Source organism: Streptomyces sp. NBC_00080 (genome assembly GCF_045041255.1).
Lineage (GTDB): Bacteria > Actinomycetota > Actinomycetes > Streptomycetales > Streptomycetaceae > Streptomyces > Streptomyces coriariae.
Genome location: NZ_CP108235.1, coordinates 6134714 through 6157252 on the forward strand (window position 1 = coordinate 6134714; position 22539 = coordinate 6157252).

At 69.9% G+C, this 22539-nt stretch carries 17 protein-coding genes and 2 tRNA genes; 14 read left to right on the forward strand and 5 right to left on the reverse strand.

What is annotated here, in order from left to right:
• The first annotated feature begins 82 nt into the window (after positions 1 to 82).
• On the forward strand, positions 83 to 2239 hold the full coding sequence (locus tag OHU34_RS27445) for a protein kinase domain-containing protein (protein ID WP_405768786.1): 2157 nt from the start codon (positions 83 to 85) through the stop codon (positions 2237 to 2239).
• Between the two features lie 70 nt (positions 2240 to 2309).
• Here the strand turns inward: OHU34_RS27445 and OHU34_RS27450 are convergent, their stop codons facing one another.
• Positions 2310 to 3872, reverse strand: coding sequence for an amino acid permease (locus tag OHU34_RS27450; RefSeq protein WP_405768789.1), 1563 nt, complete (start codon positions 3870 to 3872; stop codon positions 2310 to 2312).
• 216 nt (positions 3873 to 4088) lie between these two features.
• On the opposite strand from OHU34_RS27450, the gene OHU34_RS27455 reads away from it, so the two are divergent.
• Both OHU34_RS27455 and OHU34_RS27460 read left to right on the forward strand, forming a co-directional pair.
• On the forward strand, positions 4089 to 4574 hold the full coding sequence (locus OHU34_RS27455) for a ribose-5-phosphate isomerase (RefSeq protein WP_142264317.1): 486 nt from the start codon (positions 4089 to 4091) through the stop codon (positions 4572 to 4574).
• 566 nt (positions 4575 to 5140) lie between these two features.
• Positions 5141 to 5947 carry an Fpg/Nei family DNA glycosylase gene (locus tag OHU34_RS27460; RefSeq protein WP_405768791.1) on the forward strand — a complete coding sequence of 269 codons (807 nt, stop codon included), beginning with the start codon at positions 5141 to 5143 and terminating at the stop codon, positions 5945 to 5947.
• Positions 5948 to 6005: 58 nt separating this feature from the next.
• On the opposite strand, the gene OHU34_RS27465 is transcribed toward OHU34_RS27460, so the two are convergent.
• Complete coding sequence (locus OHU34_RS27465) at positions 6006 to 7241, reverse strand: GNAT family N-acetyltransferase (protein ID WP_142267833.1); 1236 nt, start codon at positions 7239 to 7241, stop codon at positions 6006 to 6008.
• Between the two features lie 235 nt (positions 7242 to 7476).
• Between OHU34_RS27465 and OHU34_RS27470 the strand changes: the two genes are divergently transcribed.
• Together OHU34_RS27470 and OHU34_RS27475 are read left to right on the forward strand one after the other, a co-directional pair.
• Positions 7477 to 8661, forward strand: a complete 1185-nt coding sequence (locus OHU34_RS27470; RefSeq protein WP_405768794.1) for a PP2C family protein-serine/threonine phosphatase — start codon at positions 7477 to 7479, stop codon at positions 8659 to 8661.
• Between the two features lie 82 nt (positions 8662 to 8743).
• The gene (locus OHU34_RS27475) at positions 8744 to 9202 is read left to right on the forward strand and encodes an HD domain-containing protein (RefSeq protein ID WP_142264315.1); all 459 of its coding nucleotides are present in this window, start codon (positions 8744 to 8746) and stop codon (positions 9200 to 9202) included.
• Here the strand turns inward: OHU34_RS27475 and OHU34_RS27480 are convergent.
• Complete coding sequence (locus OHU34_RS27480) at positions 9199 to 10434, reverse strand: acyltransferase family protein (RefSeq protein ID WP_142264314.1); 1236 nt, start codon at positions 10432 to 10434, stop codon at positions 9199 to 9201. The genes OHU34_RS27475 and OHU34_RS27480 overlap by 4 nt on opposite strands.
• 411 nt (positions 10435 to 10845) lie before the next feature.
• Between OHU34_RS27480 and OHU34_RS27485 the strand changes: the two genes are divergently transcribed.
• Positions 10846 to 11040: a hypothetical protein gene (locus OHU34_RS27485; protein ID WP_030779494.1), complete on the forward strand. Its 195-nt coding sequence runs from the start codon at positions 10846 to 10848 to the stop codon at positions 11038 to 11040.
• Between the two features lie 86 nt (positions 11041 to 11126).
• Here OHU34_RS27485 and OHU34_RS27490 read toward each other — a convergent pair.
• Positions 11127 to 11197: transfer RNA gene (locus OHU34_RS27490), tRNA-Gly, on the reverse strand.
• A 165-nt stretch (positions 11198 to 11362) separates the two neighbouring features.
• On the opposite strand from OHU34_RS27490, the gene OHU34_RS27495 reads away from it, so the two are divergent.
• The 5 genes from OHU34_RS27495 to clpX all read left to right on the forward strand — a co-directional run bounded on the left by OHU34_RS27495 (position 11363) and on the right by clpX (position 16666).
• Positions 11363 to 11439: transfer RNA gene (locus tag OHU34_RS27495), tRNA-Pro, on the forward strand.
• Positions 11440 to 11716: 277 nt separating this feature from the next.
• Positions 11717 to 13090 carry a trigger factor gene (gene tig / locus OHU34_RS27500; RefSeq protein WP_142264313.1) on the forward strand — a complete coding sequence of 458 codons (1374 nt, stop codon included), beginning with the start codon at positions 11717 to 11719 and terminating at the stop codon, positions 13088 to 13090.
• 435 nt (positions 13091 to 13525) lie between these two features.
• Entirely contained in the window at positions 13526 to 14131 is a 606-nt protein-coding gene (locus OHU34_RS27505; protein WP_028806515.1) for an ATP-dependent Clp protease proteolytic subunit, read from the forward strand.
• A gap of 382 nt (positions 14132 to 14513) precedes the next feature.
• Positions 14514 to 15194, forward strand: a complete 681-nt coding sequence (locus OHU34_RS27510) for an ATP-dependent Clp protease proteolytic subunit (RefSeq protein ID WP_020127827.1) — start codon at positions 14514 to 14516, stop codon at positions 15192 to 15194.
• 182 nt (positions 15195 to 15376) lie between these two features.
• Positions 15377 to 16666: an ATP-dependent Clp protease ATP-binding subunit ClpX gene (gene clpX / locus OHU34_RS27515; RefSeq protein ID WP_020127826.1), complete on the forward strand. Its 1290-nt coding sequence runs from the start codon at positions 15377 to 15379 to the stop codon at positions 16664 to 16666.
• A 90-nt stretch (positions 16667 to 16756) separates the two neighbouring features.
• Here the strand turns inward: clpX and OHU34_RS27520 are convergent, their stop codons facing one another.
• Positions 16757 to 17749 (reverse strand): hypothetical protein, encoded by a 993-nt coding sequence (locus OHU34_RS27520; protein WP_230195734.1) that lies wholly within the window; start codon positions 17747 to 17749, stop codon positions 16757 to 16759.
• 136 nt (positions 17750 to 17885) lie between these two features.
• On the opposite strand from OHU34_RS27520, the gene OHU34_RS27525 reads away from it, so the two are divergent.
• The 3 genes from OHU34_RS27525 to OHU34_RS27535 all read left to right on the forward strand — a co-directional run bounded on the left by OHU34_RS27525 (position 17886) and on the right by OHU34_RS27535 (position 22515).
• Positions 17886 to 20510, forward strand: a complete 2625-nt coding sequence (locus tag OHU34_RS27525) for a valine--tRNA ligase (protein WP_142264311.1) — start codon at positions 17886 to 17888, stop codon at positions 20508 to 20510.
• A 107-nt stretch (positions 20511 to 20617) separates the two neighbouring features.
• Positions 20618 to 22141, forward strand: coding sequence for a folylpolyglutamate synthase/dihydrofolate synthase family protein (locus OHU34_RS27530; protein ID WP_142264310.1), 1524 nt, complete (start codon positions 20618 to 20620; stop codon positions 22139 to 22141).
• A gap of 8 nt (positions 22142 to 22149) precedes the next feature.
• A complete protein-coding gene (locus tag OHU34_RS27535; protein WP_020127822.1) occupies positions 22150 to 22515 on the forward strand; it encodes a DUF4233 domain-containing protein in 366 nt (121 codons plus the stop codon).
• Positions 22516 to 22539: the final 24 nt, after the last annotated feature.

Genomic DNA, 22539 nt, shown 5'->3' on the forward strand with positions numbered 1-22539 from the left:
CGGATTGCCGGGAAATGCGGGAAACGCAGAGAAACCGGGGAATGCAGAGAATTTCGGGAGCGGTGGTTTCTCCGGGTTACTGGTGACGGGGCGCTACCGGCTGGTCGAGAGTATCGGCCAGGGCGGAATGGGGCGCGTGTGGCGAGCCACCGACGAGGTGCTCGACCGGCAGGTCGCGGTGAAGGAGATGCGCATCGACGGCCTCGACTCGGAGGACACCCGCACCCGCCGCGAACGCACCCTGCGCGAGGCCAGGGCCACCGCCCGCATCGACCATCCCAACGTGGTGCGCGTCTACGACGTCGTCGACGAGGGCGAACGTCTGTGGATCGTCATGGAGTTGGTGGCCGGCCGCTCCCTCGAACGGATCATGGCCGAGGAAGGCCCGCTGGGCCCACGTGAAGCCGCCCGGATCGGCCTGGGCCTGGTCACGGCCCTGCGCCAGGTGCACGCGAGGGGAGTACTGCACCGCGACATCAAACCGGGCAACGTGCTGGTGGAGAGCGGGGAAAGCGGGGAAAGCGGAGGGGACAGCGGAGGCGTGGGCAACGGGGAGACCGACGTCCGACGGATCGTGCTCACCGACTTCGGCATCGCCGCGATCCAGGACACGAAGGCGTTGACCATGGTCGGCATGCTGGTCGGCTCCCCGGACTACATGGCCCCCGAGCGCATCTCGGGCCACCCGCAGGGCCCGCCCTCCGACGTGTGGTCCTTGGGCGCGACCCTCTGCGCCGCCCTGGCCGGCCACTCGCCCTTCTCCCGGGACACCACCCTGGCGACCCTGCACGCGGTCCTCTACGAGGAGCCCCGACTCCCGTCCAACGCGGGCCCGTTGTACGACGTCCTCACCGCCCTCCTGGCCAAGGAACCCACGGCCCGCCCCACCCTCACCGACCTGGAATCCACCCTTGAGCGCATAGCCTGCCCGCCGCTCGCACCGACGCCGACGCCGACGCCGGAAGTGGAGGTGGTGGAGGAGGGAGCAGAGGAGGTGGTGGACACCGGCGACGCCGACAGCGGGGAGGGGGTCGCGGGGATCGCGGGGATCGCGGGGACTGAGGGGAACGAGGAGGCCAAGGGGGCGACAGGGGGCCGGTGGCCGGAACCGCTCTCGGACGTGGGGGAGTTGCCATTGCGGGAAGCGCCGACTCGCGTACTCCTGAACCCCATCAAGGCGCCCCACTCGCCCCGTCCGCCCCACTCGCCCGACGAACCCCCTGTGGCAGCCGATGCTTCTGCCGATGCCTCCATAGGTGTCTCCAACCGTGCCTCCGCCGAGGCCTCCAGCGAAGCGGCCTCGGAGATGCGCTCGGAGTCGGGCTCCGAACCTCCGTCCCCGAGCCCGCCGCGAACCCCGCCCTCGCGCTCCGGCATCTCGCTCGCCCGCTCCCGAGCGGTGACGGAACGCAACCCGGCCCCGGACCAGGCCCCGCACCCGGCCCCGGACCAGGCCCCGCACCCGGCCCCGCACTCGTCGCCGACCCGTCGAGCGGGCCCGCCAACCGGCGGTGAGCTGCCCGGTCCGGCTGTCCCGGCCACTTCCGCCGGGCGCCGTACGGGGGGCTGGACGAGGGGCTGGACGGGGCGCCGGTCCGGCGCGGTCGCCGCCGTCGGTGTCGTCGTCGTGGCCACGGTCCTCGCGATCGTGCTGGCATCGGCCCCCGGCTCGCACGACGGCGGCAACCAGGCAGACGGCTCCTCGCCCGATCCGTCCCCCGTCGCCGGTTCGAGCACCGGCACCGGTTCCGGTTCCGGCTCCGGTGCGACTCCCTCGGCGTCGCCCACGGTCGAGGGGACGTTCAGGCCCCCGAGCCTGCCCCCGGGCACGCACCAGGAGGCCGGAGGCTTCGCGTGGGCGACGCCCAAGGGCTGGCGGCGGGACGTGAAGACGGGAGCGGAGGTGCACTACACGTCACCCGACGGCAGCCAGGAACTCGTCGCCAAGTCCTCCCTGGCCCGGGGCGACCTGATGGACACCTGGCGGACCTCCGAACGGAACGCCCACCAGGGCCGGGACTACAGCAAGATCCGCCTTGAGGAGACGACGTTCCGAGGCCTGCCTGCGGTCGTCTGGGAGTACACGTTCACGCTCCAGGGCACCCGCTGGCACGCCCGGCTCCTGGGCTTCGACGAGAGCGGGAAGTCGTACCAGATCAACACCTGGTACCAGCCCGCGGCCGAGGTGGCGGCCCAGAAGACGTACGAGAAGGTCAAGGACAGCTTCACCGTGATGTGACGTGACGATGGCGATGACGACGAGAAGGGGCCCGCCGAAGCGGACCCCGTTCATCGGCCTCCGGGGGAAGCTACTCGACTTCGCGGCCGCCGGTGCCGGTGCCGGTGCCGGTGACCGAGTCAGAGCCAGAGGCAGAGACAGAGGCGGGGGCAGGAGCCCCGGCCCCGGCCCCGGCCCCGGCCCCGGCCTTGGCCTTGGCCTTGACCCGGCCCTCCTTCAGGAAGGCGACGGCGACGACGAGGGCGGCGACGAGCAGAGACAGCAGCACGGTCGTCCGCCCGCTGCTCTCCCCCTCGGTGTCGGTCAGCATGTAACCGAGCACGAAGACGATCAGCGCGGCCGTCGCCCAGGTCAGATACGGGTACAGCCACATCTTCACGACCAGCTTCTCCGGCGACTCGGCCTGGATGATCTTCCGCATCCGCAGCTGCGAGAAGCAGATCACGAGCCAGACGAACAGGGCCACGGCGCCGCTGGAGTTCACGAGGAAGAGGAAGACGGAGTCCGGGAACTTGTAGTTGAAGAAGACGGCGACGAACCCGAACGTCACCGAGGCGACGATCGCGGCGAGAGGAACACCACGGCTCGTCGTCCGGGCGAAGATCTTCGGCGCGTCACCCCGCTCGCCGAGCGAGAAGGCCATGCGGGAGGCCGTGTAGAGGCCGGAGTTGAGACAGGACAGCACCGACGTCAGCACGATGAAGTTCATGATCTGACCGGCGTGCGCGATCCCGAGGGAGTCGAGGGCGGCCACGTAGGAGCCCTGCTCCTTGATGGCCGCGTCGTCCCAGGGCAGCAGCGTGACGACGACGAAGATCGAACCGAGGTAGAAGACGCCGATGCGCCAGATGATGCTGTTCGTGGACTTCGTCACGGCACGCTGCGGGTTCTCGGACTCGCCGGCCGCGAGGGTGGCGATCTCACTGCCCATGAAGGAGAAGACGACGAGCAGCACACCGGTGAGGATGGCGCCGGGTCCGTTGGGCAGGAAGCCGCCGTGGTCGGTGAGGTTGCCGAGTCCCGCCTTGTCGCTGTCGACACCGGGCAGCACGCCGAAAACGGCGAGCCCGCCGACGATGATGAAGGCGCCGATCGCGACGACCTTGATCCCGGCGAACCAGAACTCGAACTCGCCGTAGGACCCGACGGAGACGAGGTTGGTGGCGGTCAGCACCACCATCACGATGAGCGCCCATCCCCATTGCGGTACGCCGGGCATCCACCCTTCGAGGATCTTGGCCCCGGCGGTGGCCTCCACCGCGAGCACGACGACCCAGAAGAACCAGTAGAGCCAGCCGATGGAGAAACCGGCCCAGCGGCCGAGCGCCCGGTCGGCGTGGGCGGAGAACGAACCGGAGGTCGGATTGGCCGCGGACATCTCGCCGAGCATCCGCATCACCAGCACCACGAGCGTGCCGACGAGAGCGTAGGACAGCAGAATGCCCGGCCCGGCGGTGGCGATACCGGAACTGGAACCGACGAACAATCCGGCTCCGATGACCCCGCCGATGGCGATCATCGACAGATGCCGGTTCTTGAGCCCTGCCTGAAGTCCGGACCCGGATCCGCTTCCGGGTTCTCCGGAACCTCCGGGGCCGTGGTCGGCCTTGGTGAGGGTCGGCTGCGAAGTCATGAGGATGGTTTTCCTTTGCGCCGCGTGAGGGGAATCAGGTGCGTCGTGCGTGGGGGGCGTACAAGCCGGTCCAGTGAATCCGAGGCGAATGAATTCGGGAACCTTTGATTCCAGATCGTTACTTGAGGTTTTCCTGAGCTTCTATGGGATTGCTCAGGGATTTCGGACGCGGCACCCGGCGCTGCTACCCCGCAACACTCGTGTCACACTCATCCCATGCGCGTGTATCTCGGCTCGGACCATGCCGGCTTCGAACTCAAGAACCACCTCGTCGAATGGCTGAAGGCGGCGGGTCACGACCCGGTCGACTGCGGGCCCCACATCTACGACGCCCAGGACGACTACCCGCCGTTCTGCCTCCGCGCCGCGGAGCGGACGGCCGCGGACCCCGAGTCCCTCGGCATCGTGATCGGCGGCTCCGGCAACGGCGAGCAGATCGCGGCGAACAAGGTGAAGGGCGTTCGTGCCGCCCTGGCCTGGAGCGAGGAGACCGCGTCCCTCGGCCGCCAGCACAACAACGCCAACGTCGTCGCGGTCGGCTCCCGCATGCACACCCAGGACGAGGCGACGAAGTTCGTCGAGACCTTCCTCGCCACCCCGTTCTCCGAGGACGAACGCCACATCCGCCGCATCGACATGCTGTCGTCGTACGAGACCACGGGCGACCTCCCGGCAATCCCGCCCCACCACCCGCAGCAGTAGCCGCGGACGAAGCCTCGCGCGGCGACGAAGCCTCGAGAGGCTCCGCCGGGACGGAGGGCAAGGCCCCGCCGGGGTGGAGAGACGAAGCCTCGAGAGGCTCCGCCGGGACGGAGGGGCAAGACCCCGCCGGGGTGGAGAGACGAAGCCTCACCGGGGCGGAAAGGCAAAGAGCCGCCGGGGTGCTGGGGCGAAGCCCCGCTCCGGGCCCAGGGATGAAGCCCTGCCCCGGGCCCAGGGGTAAAGCCCTGCCCCGGGCCCAGGGGTGAAGCCCTGCCCCGGGCCCAGGGGTGAAGCCCTGCCCCGGGCCCAGGGGTGAAGCCCTGTCCGGAGTGCAGGGGTAAAGCCCTGTCCGGGCCCAGGGGTGAAGCCCTGCTCCGGGGTGCAGGGGCGGAGCCCCGCTGGGGGTGCGGGGGGCAGAGCCCCCGCGGAGCCCCGGACCTCCACCTCTCACCTGACCGAGTCGGGTGGGTGGGTGGGAGAGTGAGGGGTCGGGGCGGAGCCCCGGCGTGGGTGACCTGTCAACTGACCGAGTCGGGTGGGCGGGTGGGAAAGAGAAGGAGACCCCGGTGCCGGAAGGGCACACGATTCACCGACTGGCGCAGGACTACGCCCGCTTCACCCACCACCCCCTCCAAGTAACCAGCCCCCAGGGCAAGTTCACCGACGCCGCCGCCCTCCTCACCGGCACCCCCCTCACCCGCACCGAGGCCCACGGCAAACACCTCTTCCTCGGCTTCACCGGCGACCGGTGGATCCACATCCACCTGGGCCTCTTCGGCAAGGTCACCTTCGGCCCGGCCCCCGCGCCACCGCCCACGGACACCGTCCGTCTCCGCCTCGCCGACGTCACCTCCTATGTGGACCTCCGCGGCCCCACCACCTGCGCCCTGATCACGGGCGACGAGAAGCAGGCGATACACGCCCGCCTCGGCGCCGACCCCCTCCGCGCCGACGCCGACCCCCGGGCCGCGTACACCCGCGTCTCCCGCAGCCGTACGACGATCGCCGCCCTCCTCATGGACCAGAAGATCATCGCCGGCGTCGGCAACGTCTACCGGGCCGAGGTCCTCTTCCGGCACCGCATCGACCCGTACCGCGCGGGCAGGGACATCACCCCCGCCGAGTGGGACGCGATCTGGGCCGACCTGGTCGCCCTGATGCGCGAGGGCGTCCGCAACAACCGCATCGACACGGTCCGCCCGCAGCACACCCCGGAAGCGATGGGCCGCCCGCCGCGCGTCGACGACCACGGCGGGGAGGTGTACGTCTACCGCCGTACCCACCAGCCCTGCCACCTCTGCGGCGACGCCGTCCGCACCGCCGACCTCGCCGCCCGCAACCTCTTCTGGTGCCCGACCTGCCAGAAGAACTGACCGCCGGCACCCGACCTGCCGGCGGAACCGACCGCGCGGCCCCGTCGGAAGCAGACCGTCAGAACCCGTGCGGCAGCCAGGGGGCGGCGGTCGCCCCGAACCCGACGGAGGCCTCCGCCAGCGCGCCCTGCCGCAGCTCCCGCACCCGCCCGGCCCCCGCCAGCGAGGCCAGGCTGACACCCCCGAGATACGCCGCCCCCAACTCCCGTACGGACAGAGCGAGATCGGCGGCGTCGGAGGTGCGCCCGCACACCGCGCCCTTGGCATCCCCCGACAGCCGCCAACGCCCGGAGTTCCAGGGGCAGAAGGCGTCCTCGACGTCCAACACCACGTCCACCGGCGCCTGATACGTCCGTGCCTCGAGCGCCGCGCCCACGTCCACCGGCCGCACGTACAACGAGTCCCGCACCCGCAGCTCGCACCGCCGGATGTCGGAGACGAGATGCTGCCACGCCTCGTCCATCGGCCGCCCCCGCACCTTCAGCGAGGTCGTGAGGTCGATCCCGAACAGGAACCGCCACAGCGCCGCCTCCGACACCGGATCGACCCCCACCAGGTCCTGGAGTCGCACCTGCCCGTTGTGCCCGCTGTCCCGCCACTCGGACCGCACCCGGAAGCGGACGTACCCGGTGACCTTCCCGTCCCGCTCGGCGAGCACGCACTGGAGCGGCGACGCCCCGCCCCGCTCGCTCTCCGGATCGAGCAGCCCCAGCCGCTCCCAGCCGGGCCGGCGCGCGAGCATCCCGGCCCGGGCGGGCACGGTCCGCGCGTACACCGCCTCGCACACCTCGAGTTCCGCGCCGGGGTCGACGTACCGCAGCCGTACGTCGTCCGTGCCGGCCGGGACGGACAGCCGTACCCGACTGGTGTCGATCTCGGCGTGCAGTCCGAAGGTCGCGGCGGCGTACCCGAACCGTCCGTAGATGTCCGGTTCGGAGGCGGTGAGGATGGCGAGCGGCTCGCCCCACGCCCGTACATCGTCCAGTTGCCGCCGCATCATCGAGGTCAGCACCCCGCGCCGCCGATGGGTCGCGCTCACGCCGACCATCGTCACGCCCGCCGCGGGCACCGAGGCCCCGCCCGGTACCGTCAGCCGGAAGTCGTACGCCCCCGCCGTGGCCACGCACCGGTCGCCGTCCCACACGCCCAGGGAGCGCTCGTACGAGGTGAGCGCCCTGAAAAGCTCCCGTTCCTCGGTCGAGTCCCCGATCCCGCCGAAGGCGCGGAGCAGGGTGTCGTACCACTCGTCCCATTCGTCCCGGCGCAGCACTCGTGGTTCCCGCGACTCCCGCATCTCCCGCACCTTCCGCTTTTCCCGGCGCTCGGCCGCGGAAGAGGTCGCACGGCCCGTCGCCTCACTCGTCATGGACTCATGCCTAGCAGTCCCATGCGGGACGAGCCAGCCAATTTCTCCCTCCTCGGGGCGCGAGCGCTTTCCGTGAAGTTCACTGTGAAGTTGAGCCTCGGAGGGGGGACAAGTGGGACCTCCCGTGCCAAGCGGCGGGTTCGATGGATAGGGTCCCGAACTAATGGCAGTAGGACGGCAGCGGCGCGCGGAAGCCGAGACGTTGACGGCCCGGTTGAAGCACTTGATGCACCGGGTCCGCACCGGCCTGCGCAGAAGCGCCGTCGACTACTTCCGCGGCGACGGTTCGGACTGGATCGCGCTGGCGTTCCTGCTGCTCACGGTTCCGCTGATCGCCGTCACCACGCTCGCCAACTCGGTGTGGTGCTCACCGGCCGCACTGGTCCTGCCGATCGTCGCCGGCGGACTGCTGCTGCGCCCGTCGAGCCTGCTCGGCCTGTACGCCGCGGCGGCCACGGCCCTCATCGTGGAGTCGGTGCAACTGGGCCCGTACACGGAGGGCCCGTCCAGAGTCACCCCCGGCGTGGTCCTGGTCGTCGCAGCATGCGGTTTCTTCGGATTGCTCATCGCCCAGTTCCGCAGCCGGGTCGGCGTGCCCTGGCGGCGCGGCGGCACCATGCTCTTCGACCTCCGCGAACGTATCCGGGTGCAGAGCAAGCTGCCGAGCCTGCCGCACGGCTGGCACCGCGAGATGGCGCTGCGGCCGGCCGGGGGCCAGTCGTTCTCCGGTGACTTCGTCGTCGCCGCGCGGACGAACGGCGGCCGCACCATGGAGGTCGTCCTCACCGACGTCTCCGGCAAGGGCATGGACGCCGGTTCACGAGCGCTGCTGCTGTCGGGCGCCTTCGGCGGCCTGCTCGGCTCGCTGCCGCCGCACGCCTTCCTCCCGGCCGCCAACGGCTATCTGCTCCGCCAGGACTGGGACGAGGGCTTCGCGACCTCCATCCACCTGGTCCTCGACCTCGACTCCGGCGACTACGAGCTCTACTCGGCCGGCCATCCGCCGGGCCTCCAGCTCAGCGCGGGCAGTGGCCGCTGGGAGGAGAAGGCCGCCGAGGGCCCGCTCCTCGGGGTGTACGACGGCGCCCAGTTCGACCCCGTGAAGGGTTCGCTGCGCCCCGGCGATGTGCTGATGCTCTTCACCGACGGCCTGGTGGAGACCTCCGACCGGGACATCGTCGAGGGCATCGACCGTCTCACCGGCGAGGCCGACCGGTACGTGGCCGGCGGCTTCCAGGGCGCCGCCTGGCACCTGATCGAGGCGGTGGCGAAGGACGTCAACGACGACCGCGCCCTGCTGCTGGTCTGCCGCGAGGGCCCGACGTCCCAGTCGTCCCCCCTGTCCTGAGCTCTCCCGTACCGCCCTGGGCTCTCCCGAACCCTCCTGAGCTCCGCCGGGGCTCCCGACACCCCCGAGGGGGCCACCCACGATGCTCACCCTGTCCGAGGTCGAGAGCCTCGCCCGCGCCGCCCATCAGGGACAGACCGACAAGGCGGGCCGCCCCTACGCCGAGCACCTCCAGGCGGTCGCCGAGGGCGTACGCGCGCGGGGCGGCGACGCCGATCAGATCGCGGCCGCCTGGCTGCACGACGCCGTCGAGGACGACGCCCTGTCCGAGACCTGGCTGGACGAGGCGGCGCTGAGCGACCGTACGAAGGCCGTGGTCCTGGCGGTCACCAAACGGGCGGGGGAGACGCCGGAGGCGTACGCGGGGCGCGTTCTGGCCACGCCGGGCGCGTTGCTGGTGAAGGAGGCGGACCTGGCGCACAACGCGGACCCGGCGCGGCTCGCGGTCCTGGACGCACCGACCCGGGCGCGGCTGACCGAGAAGTACGCACGGATGCGCGCGCTCCTCGGCCTCACGGCCCGGCGGGACGAGGGCGTCTAGCCCGCGACGTCCGCCGGCCGCTCCTGCTGTCCCCGCACGCCGGGCGTCTGCCGCTGCTCGGCCTTCTCGGCCTGCTCGGCCTTTTCACGCTCGCGGGCGAGCTCGGCGGCGTCCCGCTTGAAGGCCCAGTCCATCTTCGGTTCCACCACGCACCGCAGCACCCGCCGCACGGGCGCGGTGCACAACAGGGTGACGGCTGCGGCCGCGGCGACCGTGGCCGCGATCTCCCCGAGCGGGCGGTGCAGCGCGGGGTGATCGAACCAGCCGCGGTAGTCGGCGGTCTTGAGCAGCAGGCCGTGCGTCAGGTAGCCGTAGAGCGTGCCCGCGCCGAGCGCCGTGAACCACATCGTGCGCCCCGGCACCCAGGAGAGGAAGCAGGCGGTCAGCAGCAGGGAGCAGCCGAACAGGGCGAGCTGCATGACGGGACCGACCCACCACGGGACGCCCAGCTCCTGTGCGGAGTTGCGGTGGTAGAGCCATCCGCTGTTCATCCGCGGCACCGCCCACCAGGCGAAGGCCAGCGCGAAGGCGAACACCGGCACCGCCGCGATCCGGAACGAGCGCCGGCGCACCAGCGCGAAGTGCTCCGGCTTCAGGATCAGTCCCAGCACGAAGAACGGCAGGAACTGAAGGACGCGCGGGAGGTCCAGGTCACCACCGATGTTCGGGGTGGCGGACGCCAGCATGGCGATGCCCAGCGCGAGCGGCAGCGGATACCGGACCAGCTTCCAGATGGGTGTGGTCAGCCGCCAGATGAACAGTGCGCACAGGAACCAGGTCAGGTAGTAGGGGTCGAGCAGACTGATGTCCTGGGGGGAGCCGTCGACGTACGTCTTCAGGAGCGGATAGGCGGTCTCGAAGACGACGTACGGCACGACGATGCCCGTCACCAGCCGCTTGAGCTTGCCGGGGCTGCCGTCGAAACTGCGGGAGAAGAAGCCGGAGATGACGATGAAGGCCGGCATGTGGAAGGTGTACACCAGCACGTACGCCGCCGTGAGCACCCGGCTGTCGCCCTTCAGCGGCTCCCAGGTGTGTCCCATGGCCACCAGCACGATCGCGAGGTACTTCGCGTTGTCGAAGAACGCGTCGCGCTTCGCGGCGGGCCGCGGGGACGGCCGTCCGACGGATCTGTCCCTGGGCTGGTCGTGCTCGTCGTGCTGGTCGTGCTGGTCGTTCTGGTTCTGGCGCGAGCGGGTGCTCGGAACGAGAGACGAGGCGGCGTGGAACATTTGAGGCACCCTAGCGTCGCGCGCGCGTATTCGTAAAACGCCCCAGGTCATTCCTTGTTATTGCCCTGAGGATTGCCTGCCGCATTGGCCCCGGGGCGTGGTGGCCCGGTGATGGCCAGTGCGCATCCGGCCTTGATGTCACGATTCATCCCGACTAAAAGGTGCATAACGCCGGTTGTGCACCTGTGTTGATCGGGCTGCGGCCATAATTCGAATTACCTGCGCAGGCGTTGTGTGGACACGGCAACGAACTGCCCCAATTCCCTGTGCGGGTACGTCCTCGAATTGCTGTGCGGCGCACCCTCGGCCGGACGCGTCCGCGCGATGATGTGTCACGGGCCGCATAGGGAGGCCCCGTTGGTGGCACGATGGTCTCGGGAGTGCGGACCGACCGAGGGTGTGTGATCAGTTGTGGCCATTTCACTGTCAGTGGTGCTGCTGTTGGCGATCATCCTGGTGGTGCTCATCCGGGGAGGGTCGATCAAGGCGGGGCCGGCGATAGTCGCGATCCTGTTCGGCTTCTTCCTCGCCTCGACCGGCATGGCCCCGTCGATCAACCGCTTCCTCGACTCCCTCGCGGACACCATCAACTCGATCAGCTTCTGAGGCCCGCCCCCGCGTGTGGGCGGGCGCCCGAACACGACGGGGGCCGGGTCGCAGAAGTGATCTCCGACCCGGCCCCAGTCGTACAGAGCGGGCGACGGGAATCGAACCCGCGTAGCTAGTTTGGAAGACTAGTGCTCTACCATTGAGCTACGCCCGCACATGACGCGCCGCAGGTCAGCGACCGCGGCACTGCAGGCATCGTAGCGGGTCGGCACCCTGCCGCGCACACCCCGTTTCCCGGACCCGCGGCGGCGCGCTCCGAGGCTGGGCAAAAGCGGCGGTCAGGCGGCCTGCGGGCATGTACCCTACGTGTCGCACCAGACGGGGTGTGGCGCAGCTTGGTAGCGCGTCCGCTTTGGGAGCGGAAGGCCGTGGGTTCAAATCCCGCCACCCCGACCAACGACCGGCCGTGCGCGGCCACCGAATCGGCCGGTACGGCCATCACCGGCCACCGACCCGGCCATCGGTGACCACCGAACGGCCATCACCGGCCGTCAGCGGCCATCTGCGCGGTCACCTCGCTTGATCGCCTTTGGGGCGTGTCGTCGCTGCCGTTACTATGCAAGCTGCACGCCCGTGTGCCTCATCCTCTGGTAGGTCCTCCGGGCGGCGAATCCGCGGGAGCCGGTCTGGCTCCTGCAGAAACCAAGAAGTCAGCCCCCAAGGAGACCGAACCGTGAAGAGCGCCGTGGAGACCCTGAACCCGACTCGGGTTCGGCTCAGCATCGAGGTGCCCTTCGAGGAGCTCAAGGACAGCCTCGACGCGGCGTACAAGAAGATCAACCAGCAGGTCACGGTGAAGGGCTTCCGCAAGGGCAAGATCCCCGCCCGGGTGATCGACCAGCGCTTCGGCCGTGGCGCCGTGCTGGAGGAGGCCGTCAACGACGCGCTGCCGAAGTTCTACACGGAGGCGGTCAACGAGGCCGAGATCGACGTCCTCGGCCAGCCCGAGGTCGACATCACGGAGCTGAAGGACGGCGAGACGCTGAACTTCACCGCCGAGGTGGACATCCGTCCCGCCCTCGAGCTCCCCGAGGACTTCTCCTCCATCGAGGTCGAGGTCGACGCCGTCGAGGTGTCCGAGGAGGACATCGACAAGGCGGTCGAGCAGCTCCGTGAGCGCTTCGCCTCGACCTCCCCGGTCGAGCGTGCCGCCGAGGACGGCGACGTCGTGACCGTCGACCTGGAGGCCAAGGTCGACGGCGAGATCCTCGAGGACGGCGTCGCCAGCGGCGTCTCCTACACCATCGGCTCCGGCGAGCTGCTGGAAGGCATCGACGAGGCCGTGAAGGGCCTGGAGGCCGGTGGCGAGGCCACCTTCACCTCCGAGCTCAAGGGCGGCTCGGCGGCCGGCAAGGAGGCCGAGGTCACCGTCAAGGTCACCCAGGTCGCCGCCCGCGAGCTCCCCGAGCTGGACGACGAGTTCGCGCAGCTCGCCTCCGAGTTCGACACCCTCGACGAGCTCAAGGCCGACAGCCGCAAGCGCCTCGAGAACACGAAGCAGTACGACCAGGCCACGCAGGCCCAGGAGCGCGTCCTGGAGAAGCTGCTGGAGCTCGTCGAGGTGCCCGTCCCCGAGAAGCTGCTCGAGGACGAGGTCAACACCCGCAAGCACAACCTGGAGCACCACCAGCTCGGGCAGATGGGCCTGGACCTCGACAAGTACCTGGAGATCCAGGGCAAGACCGCCGAGGAGTTCGAGACCGAGACCCGTGAGGCCGCGGTCAAGGGCATCAAGACCCAGTTCGTGCTCGACGAGCTCGTCAAGCGCGAGAAGCTGAACGTCAACCAGGAGGAGCTCACCGAGCACCTCATGCGCCGTGCCGCCTCCTCCGGCATGTCCCCCGACCAGTTCGCCCAGGCGGTCGTCGAGGGCGGCCAGGTTCCGCTCCTGGTCGGCGAGGTCGCCCGCGGCAAGGCTCTGGCCACGGTCGTCGAGTCCGCCACGGTGAAGGACACCAACGGCGAGGTCATCGACCTGGACGACGAGGAAGAGGCCGAGGAGGACGCCGCCGAGGCGACGACCTCCGAGGAGAACACCGAGGCCTGAGCGGCCTCGCGTCACCTCTGACGCAGACACGAGGGGCCCCGGAGCGGTATGCGCTCCGGGGCCCCTCTGTCATGGGACCGACCGGGGTCGGCCGTGCGTGCAGGGGCCCGACCGTTCGCAGGGCGGCCTGCAAGCCGGGGTGTCGGGGTGCCGTTCCGCGCGGCGGCCCGGGTGGCGCCGGTGCGGCCTTCGCGGCGGCGAAGGCGTGGCCCCGCTGCGGGGCGCGACCGTCCGCGGACGGCCCGTGGCCGCCCACGGACGCGGGTCCCACGTCTACGCCCCCGGCGAACACTCTCCTCTCCGGGATTCCCCGAAGGGACCCGCGCGTTAGGGTCCATGAGTACGAGGGCAGGGGACTCTCCGTTGCCCCCGGCAGTACACGTGAGACGGCCCGGCGCCGTCGTAAGACGAGCAGGTGGATACGTGACGAATCTGATGCCCACAGCCGCCGGCGACCCCATCGGTGGTGGCCTCGGCGACCAGGTCTACAACCGGCTGCTCGGCGAGCGGATCATCTTCCTCGGCCAGGCGGTCGACGACGACATCGCCAACAAGATCACCGCACAGCTGCTGCTCCTTGCCGCCGATCCGGACAAGGACATCTACCTGTACATCAACAGCCCCGGCGGCTCGATCACGGCCGGCATGGCGATCTACGACACGATGCAGTTCATCAAGAACGACGTGGTGACCATCGCCATGGGTCTCGCGGCCTCCATGGGGCAGTTCCTGCTCAGCGCGGGCACGCCCGGCAAGCGCTTCGCGCTGCCGAACGCCGAGATCCTGATCCACCAGCCCTCCGCGGGCCTGGCGGGCTCGGCCTCCGACATCAAGATCCACGCCGAGCGGCTGCTGCACACCAAGAAGCGCATGGCCGAGCTGACCTCCCAGCACACCGGCCAGACGGTCGAGCAGGTCACCCGCGACTCGGACCGCGACCGCTGGTTCGACGCGTTCGAGGCCAAGGAGTACGGCCTCATCGACGACGTCATCCCGACGGCGGCCGGCATGCCGGGCGGCGGCGGTACCGGGGCGGCCTGAGGACCACTGACGGCAGCAGGGCCACGCAGGGCGCTCCCCGGAGCCCCCTGAGTGCCCGCGCCCCTTCCGGAGTCTCCGGGAGCCCCCGGACCCCTGCGGAGTTCCGAAAGCCCTCAAGGGCCCCCGGAGTTCCGAAAGCTCCCGGGAGTGCCCAGAGGCCCCCGGAGCGGGAGCACCTCGGAGGTCCCTCGGGCCTCCCGGACTTCCGGGAGGCCTCACGGAGGCCCCCGCGGTTCCAGGAGCCCCGAGGAGGCCCCTGGGTGGCCCTCGGAGCCACTCAGGGGCCCGCGAGGCCTCCCGGGTCGCCGAGGATCCCGGAAGCCGTCAGCGCCCCATCCAGCCCCTCCAGCCCACCGCCCCAGTCCTCTTTCCAGGAGACACCGTGAACGACTTCCCCGGCAGCGGCATCTACGCCCGCACCGAGGCCGAATACACCGGCCCTCGCGCCGAATCCCGCTACGTCATCCCGCGCTTCGTCGAGCGCACCTCGCAGGGCGTCCGCGAGTACGACCCGTACGCGAAGCTCTTCGAGGAGCGCGTGATCTTCCTCGGCGTGCAGATCGACGACGCCTCCGCCAACGACGTCATGGCGCAGCTGCTGTGCCTGGAGTCGATGGACCCGGACCGCGACATCTCGGTCTACATCAACAGCCCGGGCGGCTCCTTCACGGCGCTGACCGCGATCTACGACACGATGCAGTTCGTGAAGCCCGACATCCAGACGGTCTGCATGGGTCAGGCGGCGTCCGCCGCCGCGATCCTGCTGGCCGCCGGTACGCCGGGCAAGCGCATGGCGCTGCCGAACGCGCGCGTGCTGATCCACCAGCCGTACAGCGAGACGGGCCGCGGCCAGGTCTCCGACCTGGAGATCGCCGCCAACGAGATCCTCCGGATGCGCGCGCAGCTGGAGGACATGCTGGCCAAGCACTCGACCACGCCGATCGAGAAGATCCGCGAGGACATCGAGCGCGACAAGATCCTCACGGCCGAGGACGCGCTGGCGTACGGCCTGATCGACCAGATCATCTCCACCCGCAAGCTGAACAACAACTCGCTCGTTTGACGCACGGGGTCGTCCCGTTCGGGCCCCCCTCGGGGCGGTGTGACACGGTCCACGTCACAGTGAACCGTGCCAAGGGGGGCCCGAACGGGGGGCCAGGCAAGGTACCGTCGGAATAAGGCAGCACCAGGAGCCGCTGGATTCGTAAGCGTCCAGTCGTCTCCCAGGCGAAGGGGAAGCACACCGTGGCACGCATCGGTGACGGCGGCGATCTGCTCAAGTGCTCGTTCTGCGGCAAGAGCCAGAAGCAGGTCAAGAAGCTCATCGCAGGGCCCGGTGTGTACATCTGCGACGAGTGCATCGATCTCTGCAACGAGATCATCGAGGAAGAGCTCGCGGAAACGAGCGAGGTCCGCTGGGAGGAACTCCCGAAGCCGCGCGAGATCTACGAGTTCCTCGAGGGCTACGTGGTGGGCCAGGAGCCCGCCAAGAAGGCCCTGTCGGTAGCGGTGTACAACCACTACAAGCGCGTCCAGGCCGGTGAGAACGGCGGCGGCCAAAGCCGCGAGGACGCCATCGAGTTGGCGAAGTCCAACATCCTCCTGCTCGGCCCCACCGGCTCGGGCAAGACGCTCCTGGCACAGACCCTGGCGCGCATGCTGAACGTCCCGTTCGCGATCGCCGACGCCACGGCGCTGACCGAGGCGGGCTACGTCGGCGAGGACGTCGAGAACATCCTGCTGAAGCTGATCCAGGCCGCGGACTACGACGTCAAGAAGGCCGAGACCGGCATCATCTACATCGATGAGATCGACAAGGTCGCGCGCAAGAGCGAGAACCCCTCCATCACCCGTGACGTGTCGGGCGAGGGCGTGCAGCAGGCCCTGCTGAAGATCCTGGAGGGCACCACCGCCTCGGTCCCGCCGCAGGGCGGCCGCAAGCACCCGCACCAGGAGTTCATCCAGATCGACACGACGAACGTGCTGTTCATCGTGGGCGGCGCCTTCTCGGGCCTGGAGAAGATCATCGAGACCCGGGCCGGCGCCAAGGGCATCGGGTTCGGCGCGACGATCCGCTCCAAGCGCGAGCTGGAGTCCAAGGACCAGTTCGAGGCCGTCATGCCGGAGGACCTGGTCAAGTTCGGCATGATCCCGGAGTTCATCGGCCGTCTCCCGGTCATCACCTCGGTCCACAACCTGGACCGCGAGGCGCTCCTCCAGATCCTGATCGAGCCGCGCAACGCGCTGGTGAAGCAGTACCAGCGGCTCTTCGAACTCGACGGTGTGGAGCTGGACTTCGAGCGGGAGGCCCTGGAGGCCATCGCCGACCAGGCCATCCTCCGCCAGACCGGCGCCCGCGGCCTGCGCGCGATCATGGAGGAAGTCCTCCAGGCGGTCATGTACGAGGTCCCCTCCCGCAAGGACGTGGCCCGCGTGGTCATCACGGCGGACGTGGTCCTCTCCAACGTCAACCCGACCCTGATCCCGCGCGACGCCCGCGGCGGCCGCGGCCCGGGCGAGCAGAAGACCGCCTGATCCGCACCTGTACCGATCCGCATCCGTACGACGAAGGGCCCCGGTCGAGCGACCGGGGCCCTTCGACGTCGGGTCGGGCGGTCCAAGGCGTCAGGCCTTGACGCGGACCTCGTCACGCAGCTTCGTGGTGATGTCGATCGCCGCGTCCTTGGTGATGCTCTTCGTGTTGTCGCCCGGGGACACCATGGCGATCGTGCTGTAGTCGGACCAGACGCAGAACCAGTCGGTCGACTCCTTCTTGGTCAGCGAGTTGGTGCTCTTCGCCGACTGGCACTTCATGAGCGCGCCGTCGATGTCGGCCTCCTCGGGCTGGCCGATCAGCTCGGTCTTGCCCTCGGTAGTGCTCGACGAACTGGAGGAGTTGCTGTCCTCGAGTTCCTTCTGGATGGCGACGAAGTACTTGTCCAGGGCCGCCTCGGGGTCCGCGATCTCGCCGTAGCCGCCCACCAGGGTGATGCCCTTGGCGGTGAGCAGTTCCGCCTCGCTGGGCAGGTCGGAGGAGTCGGGGTTCTCCGGGTCGTAGTCGCCGAAGTCCGCCGTCGACCACTGCCCGACGACGGCCTTGCCGCCCTTGACGCCGCTGGCCGTCAGATACTTGGTGGTGTCCGAGTCGCTGCTCTCGGCGCCCTTGCCGACCTGCTTGTACTCGCTGATCACGGTCGCCGGGGTGTTCAGCGTGTGGGCGCCGTCGTCCTCGAGGCCGCCGCCGCCTCCGCCGATCACGAAGTACGCGCCCACGCCGATCGCGGCGACGACCGCGATGGCGCCGATGATGATGCCCGCCTTCTTGCCGCCGCCGCTCGGGGCCGGGGGCTGCGGGAAGCCGTACTGCGGCTGCTGGCCGTAGGGGGGCTGGGGCTGGCCATAGGGCGGCGGCTGCTGGCCGTAGGGCGGGGTCTGCGGGGGGACGCCCTGCGGGGGCTGCTGCGGGTAGCCGTAGCCGGGCTGCGGGGCGGGGGGCTGCTGGGGGTAGCCGTAGCCGGGCTGGGGCGCCTGCGGCGGCTGGCCGTACGGGCCTTGCTGGCCGTACGGTCCGGGCTGCTGGGGCGGCCCGCCGTACGGGCCCGGCTGGTTGTGACTCATTTCTGGGTTCCCCTCCAGATGCTTATGTGATTTTCACATCCTGGCTCAAAGCCAACACCTGCACGGCAGCGGGGCCCCTACCGTTACAGAGCAAACACGTTTCGGGACGGCGCCGTGACACCCCTAAACTGGCCCCGTGACCGAGAACGCTCAGCAGCAGCCATCAGCGCCCCACACCGAACTGCCGACCCAGTACGCGCCGGCCGATGTAGAGGGGCCGCTGTACGAGCGCTGGGTAGAGCGGGGCTACTTCGAGGCCGACGCGAAGAGCGAGAAGCCTCCGTACACCGTCGTCATCCCCCCGCCGAACGTCACGGGCAGCCTGCACCTCGGGCACGCCTTCGAGCACACGCTCATCGACGCCCTCACCCGCCGCAAGCGCATGCAGGGCTTCGAGACGCTGTGGCAGCCCGGCATGGACCACGCCGGCATCGCCACGCAGAACGTCGTCGAGCGGGAGCTGGGCAAGGAGGGCAAGTCCCGGCACGACCTCGGCCGGGAGGCGTTCGTCGAGCGCGTCTGGCAGTGGAAGGGCGAGTCCGGTGGCCAGATCAGCGGCCAGATGCGCCGCCTGGGAGACGGCGTCGCGTGGTCGCGCGAGCGCTTCACCATGGACGAGGGCCTCTCGCAGGCCGTCCAGACCATCTTCAAGCGGCTCTACGACGACGAGCTCATCTACCGCGCCGAGCGCATCATCAACTGGTGTCCGCGCTGTCTCACCGCGATCTCCGACATCGAGGTCGAGTACCAGGACGACGACGGCGAGCTCGTCTCCATGAAGTACGGCGAGGGGGACGAGACCATCGTCGTCGCCACGACCCGCGCCGAGACGATGCTCGGCGACACGGCCGTCGCCGTCCACCCCGACGACGAGCGCTACCGGCACCTGGTCGGCAAGCAGATCCGCCTGCCGCTGACCGACCGGTCCATCCCGGTCGTCGCCGACACGCACGTCGACCCGGCGTTCGGCACGGGCGCGGTCAAGGTGACCCCGGCCCACGACCCGAACGACTTCGAGATCGGCCAGCGCCACGACCTGCCGTCCCTGACCATCATGGACGAGCACGCCGTCATCACGGCCCACGGCCCCTTCCAGGGTCTGGACCGGCTCGAGGCCCGTTCCGCCATCGTCGCCGCCCTGCGCGCCGAGGGCCGGATCGTCGCCGAGAAGCGGCCGTACGCCCACTCCGTCGGCCACTGCTCGCGCTGCAAGACCACCATCGAGCCGCGCCTGTCCATGCAGTGGTGGGTCAAGGTCGGCCCGCTGGCGAAGGCCGCCGGCGACGCCGTCCGCGACGGCCGCGTCAAGATCCACCCCCAGGAGATGGAGAAGCGGTACTTCGACTGGGTCGACAACCTCCACGACTGGTGCATCTCGCGGCAGTTGTGGTGGGGTCACCGCATCCCGGTCTGGTACGGGCCGAACGGCGAGGTCGTCTGCGTCGGACCCGACGACGAGGCGCCGACCGGCGAGGGCTGGCGTCAGGACACCGACGTCCTCGACACCTGGTTCTCCTCCGGCCTGTGGCCGTTCTCCACGCTCGGCTGGCCCGAACAGACCGAGTCGCTCGCGAAGTTCTACCCGAACTCCGTCCTGGTCACCGGCTACGACATCCTCTTCTTCTGGGTCGCCCGGATGATGATGTTCGGCCTGTACGCGATGGACGGCACCCCGCCGTTCCACACCATCGCCCTGCACGGCATGGTCCGCGACCAGTTCGGCAAGAAGATGTCGAAGTCCTTCGGGAACGCGGTCAACCCGCTGGACTGGATGGACAAGTACGGCTCCGACGCGCTGCGGTTCACCCTGGCCCGTGGCGCCAACCCCGGCGTCGACGTCCCGATCGGCGAGGACTGGGTCCAGGGATCGCGCAACTTCGCCAACAAGATCTGGAACGCGACGCGCTTCGCGCTGATGAACGGCGCCACGGTCGACGGCCCGCTGCCGGACGCCTCGCGGATGTCGGCGACCGACCGCTGGATCCTCTCCCGTCTCAACTCGGTCGTCGCCGAAGTGGACGCGCTCTACGAGGACTTCCAGTTCGCGAAGCTCTCCGACGCGCTGTTCCACTTCGCCTGGGACGAGGTCTTCGACTGGTACGTCGAGCTGTCCAAGACGACGTTCATGGCCGGCGGTGAGCCCGCGAAGGTCTCCGGCCGCGTCCTCGGCGAGGTCCTCGACGTCACCCTCAAGCTGCTGCACCCGGTGGTCCCGTTCGTCACCGAGACGCTGTGGACCACGCTCACCGGTGGCGAGTCCGTCGTCATCGCCGAGTGGCCCGAGGACAGTGGCTTCCGGGACGCGGCCGCCGAGCAGGAGATCCGGAGCCTCCAGTCCGTGATCACCGAGGTCCGCCGCTTCCGCGCCGACCAGGGACTCCAGCCCGGCCAGCGGGTCCCGGCCCGGCTGACGCTCGACGGCACGGCGCTGGCGCCCCACGAGACCGCCATCCGCCAGCTCCTCCGCCTCCAGCCGGAGGGCGACGCCTTCTCGGCGACGGCGACCCTGCCGGTCGCGGGCGCCACGGTCGCGCTGGACCTGTCCGGCACGATCGACCTGGTCGCGGAGCGCAAGCGCCTGGCCAAGGACCTGGCGGCCGCCGAGAAGGAGAAGGCCCAGGCCAACGCCAAGCTCGGCAACGAGGCGTTCCTGGCGAAGGCCCCGGACAACGTGGTCGAGAAGATCCGCGCCCGCCTCGCCAAGGCGGACGAGGACATCGCCCGCATCCAGACCCAGCTGGAGCGCCTGCCGCAGGCGTAGGCACCGTGGGGCGCCCTGACGACGCCCGACGACGAAGGCCCCCGGGACCGTCACGGTTCCGGGGGCCTTCGCCTACGTCTGTCACCGGCCGTCCGTAGACTGGCCCCGTGAGCGAGCTCCCCCCGAACGGCAACCAAGACGACCTGCCCGACCCCCTCGATCCCTTCGACGAGATCATCGCGGAGGAGACCGACCGCGACCCCGATCTCGCGGTCATCGAAGCCGGCAGCCGCACCCTGCGCACCCAGGGCGGCGCGCCCCAGGCCGATGTGCCCACGCGTCCTGAGGACCCCGAGGTCGACAAGGCCCTGCGCGAGGTCGAGGCGGAGCTGGCCACCCGCTGGGGCGAGACCAAGCTGGAGCCCTCGGTCGACCGCATCGCCGCGCTGATGGACGTGCTGGGGGACCCGCAGCGGTCGTACCCCTCGATCCACATCACCGGGACCAACGGCAAGACCTCCACCGCCCGCATGGTCGAGGCCCTGCTGGGCGCCTTCGACCTGCGCACGGGCCGGTACACCTCCCCGCACGTCCAGTCGATCACCGAGCGGATCAGCCTGGACGGCGCGCCGATCTCCGCCGAGCGGTTCATCGAGACCTACGACGACATCAAGGCGTACGTCGAGATGGTCGACGGCATGCAGGAGTACCGGCTGTCCTTCTTCGAGGTGCTCACCGGCATGGCGTACGCCGCCTTCTCGGACGCGCCGGTCGACGTCGCCGTCGTGGAGGTGGGGATGGGCGGCTCGTGGGACGCGACCAACGTGATCGACGGGGACGTCGCCGTCGTGACGCCCATCGACCTGGACCACACCGACCGGCTCGGGGAGACGACCGCCGAGATCGCCGCCGAGAAGGGCGGGATCATCAAGCAGGACGCCACCGTCATCCTGGCCCAGCAGCCGGTCGACGCGGCCCAGGTGCTGCTGAAGAAGGCCGTCGAGGTCGACGCGACCGTGGCCCGGGAAGGGCTGGAGTTCGGGGTCGTCGCCCGCCAGGTCGCCGTCGGCGGACAAATGGTGACGCTGCGCGGCCTGGGCGGCGAGTACCCCGAGGTGTACCTGCCCCTGCACGGCCCCTACCAGGCGCACAACGCGGCCGTCGCGCTCGCCGCCGTCGAGGCGTTCTTCGGCGTCGGCTCGCAGCGCCCCGAGCCGCTCGACATCGACACGGTCCGCAAGGCCTTCGCGGCCGTCTCCTCGCCGGGCCGCCTCGAGGTCGTACGGCGCTCCCCGACCGTGGTCCTCGACGCCGCCCACAATCCGGCCGGCGCGCGGGCGACCGCCGAGGCCGTCGGCGAGGCATTCGACTTCAGCCGGCTGATCGGTGTGGTCGGGGCCAGCGGCGACAAGAACGTGCGGGGCCTCCTGGAGGCCTTCGAGCCGATCTTCGCCGAGGTCGTCGTCACGCAGAACTCCAGCCATCGCGCGATGGACGCCGACGAACTGGCCGCGATCGCCGTCGAGGTGTTCGGTGACGACCGCGTCCAGGTCGAGCCGAGGCTGCCCGACGCTCTGGAGGCGGCGGTCACGCTCGCCGAGGAGGAGGGCGAGTTCGCGGGTGGCGCGGTGCTGGTCACCGGTTCCGTCATCACGGTCGGCGAGGCCCGACTGCTTCTCGGAAAGGGCTGAGGTCCCCCATGCGTACGCTCTGCTCCTCGACCTTGATCGGCGAGTTCTTCGTCATCGGCTTCGCCGGTCTGGTCGCCATGAAGGACGCCGACCTGTCCACCGGCACGGTGTGGACGGTGTGCGGCATCGCCATGTTCTTCAGCGTGCTGCTGTGCGGCATGGTCACCCGGCCCGGGGGCGTCGCCCTCGGCTGGGCGCTCCAGATCGCCCTTGTCGCGTCCGGCTTCTTCGTCCCGATCATGTTCTTCCTGGGGGTGCTGTTCGGGGCCCTGTGGTGGGCGTCCGTGCACTTCGGGCGGAAGGTCGACGAGGCGAAGGCGCGATTCGCCGCACAGGCCGCCGCAGCCTCTGCGGATACCGCTGACGCTGCGTAACAGGTGTCAGGACACGCCCTGTAA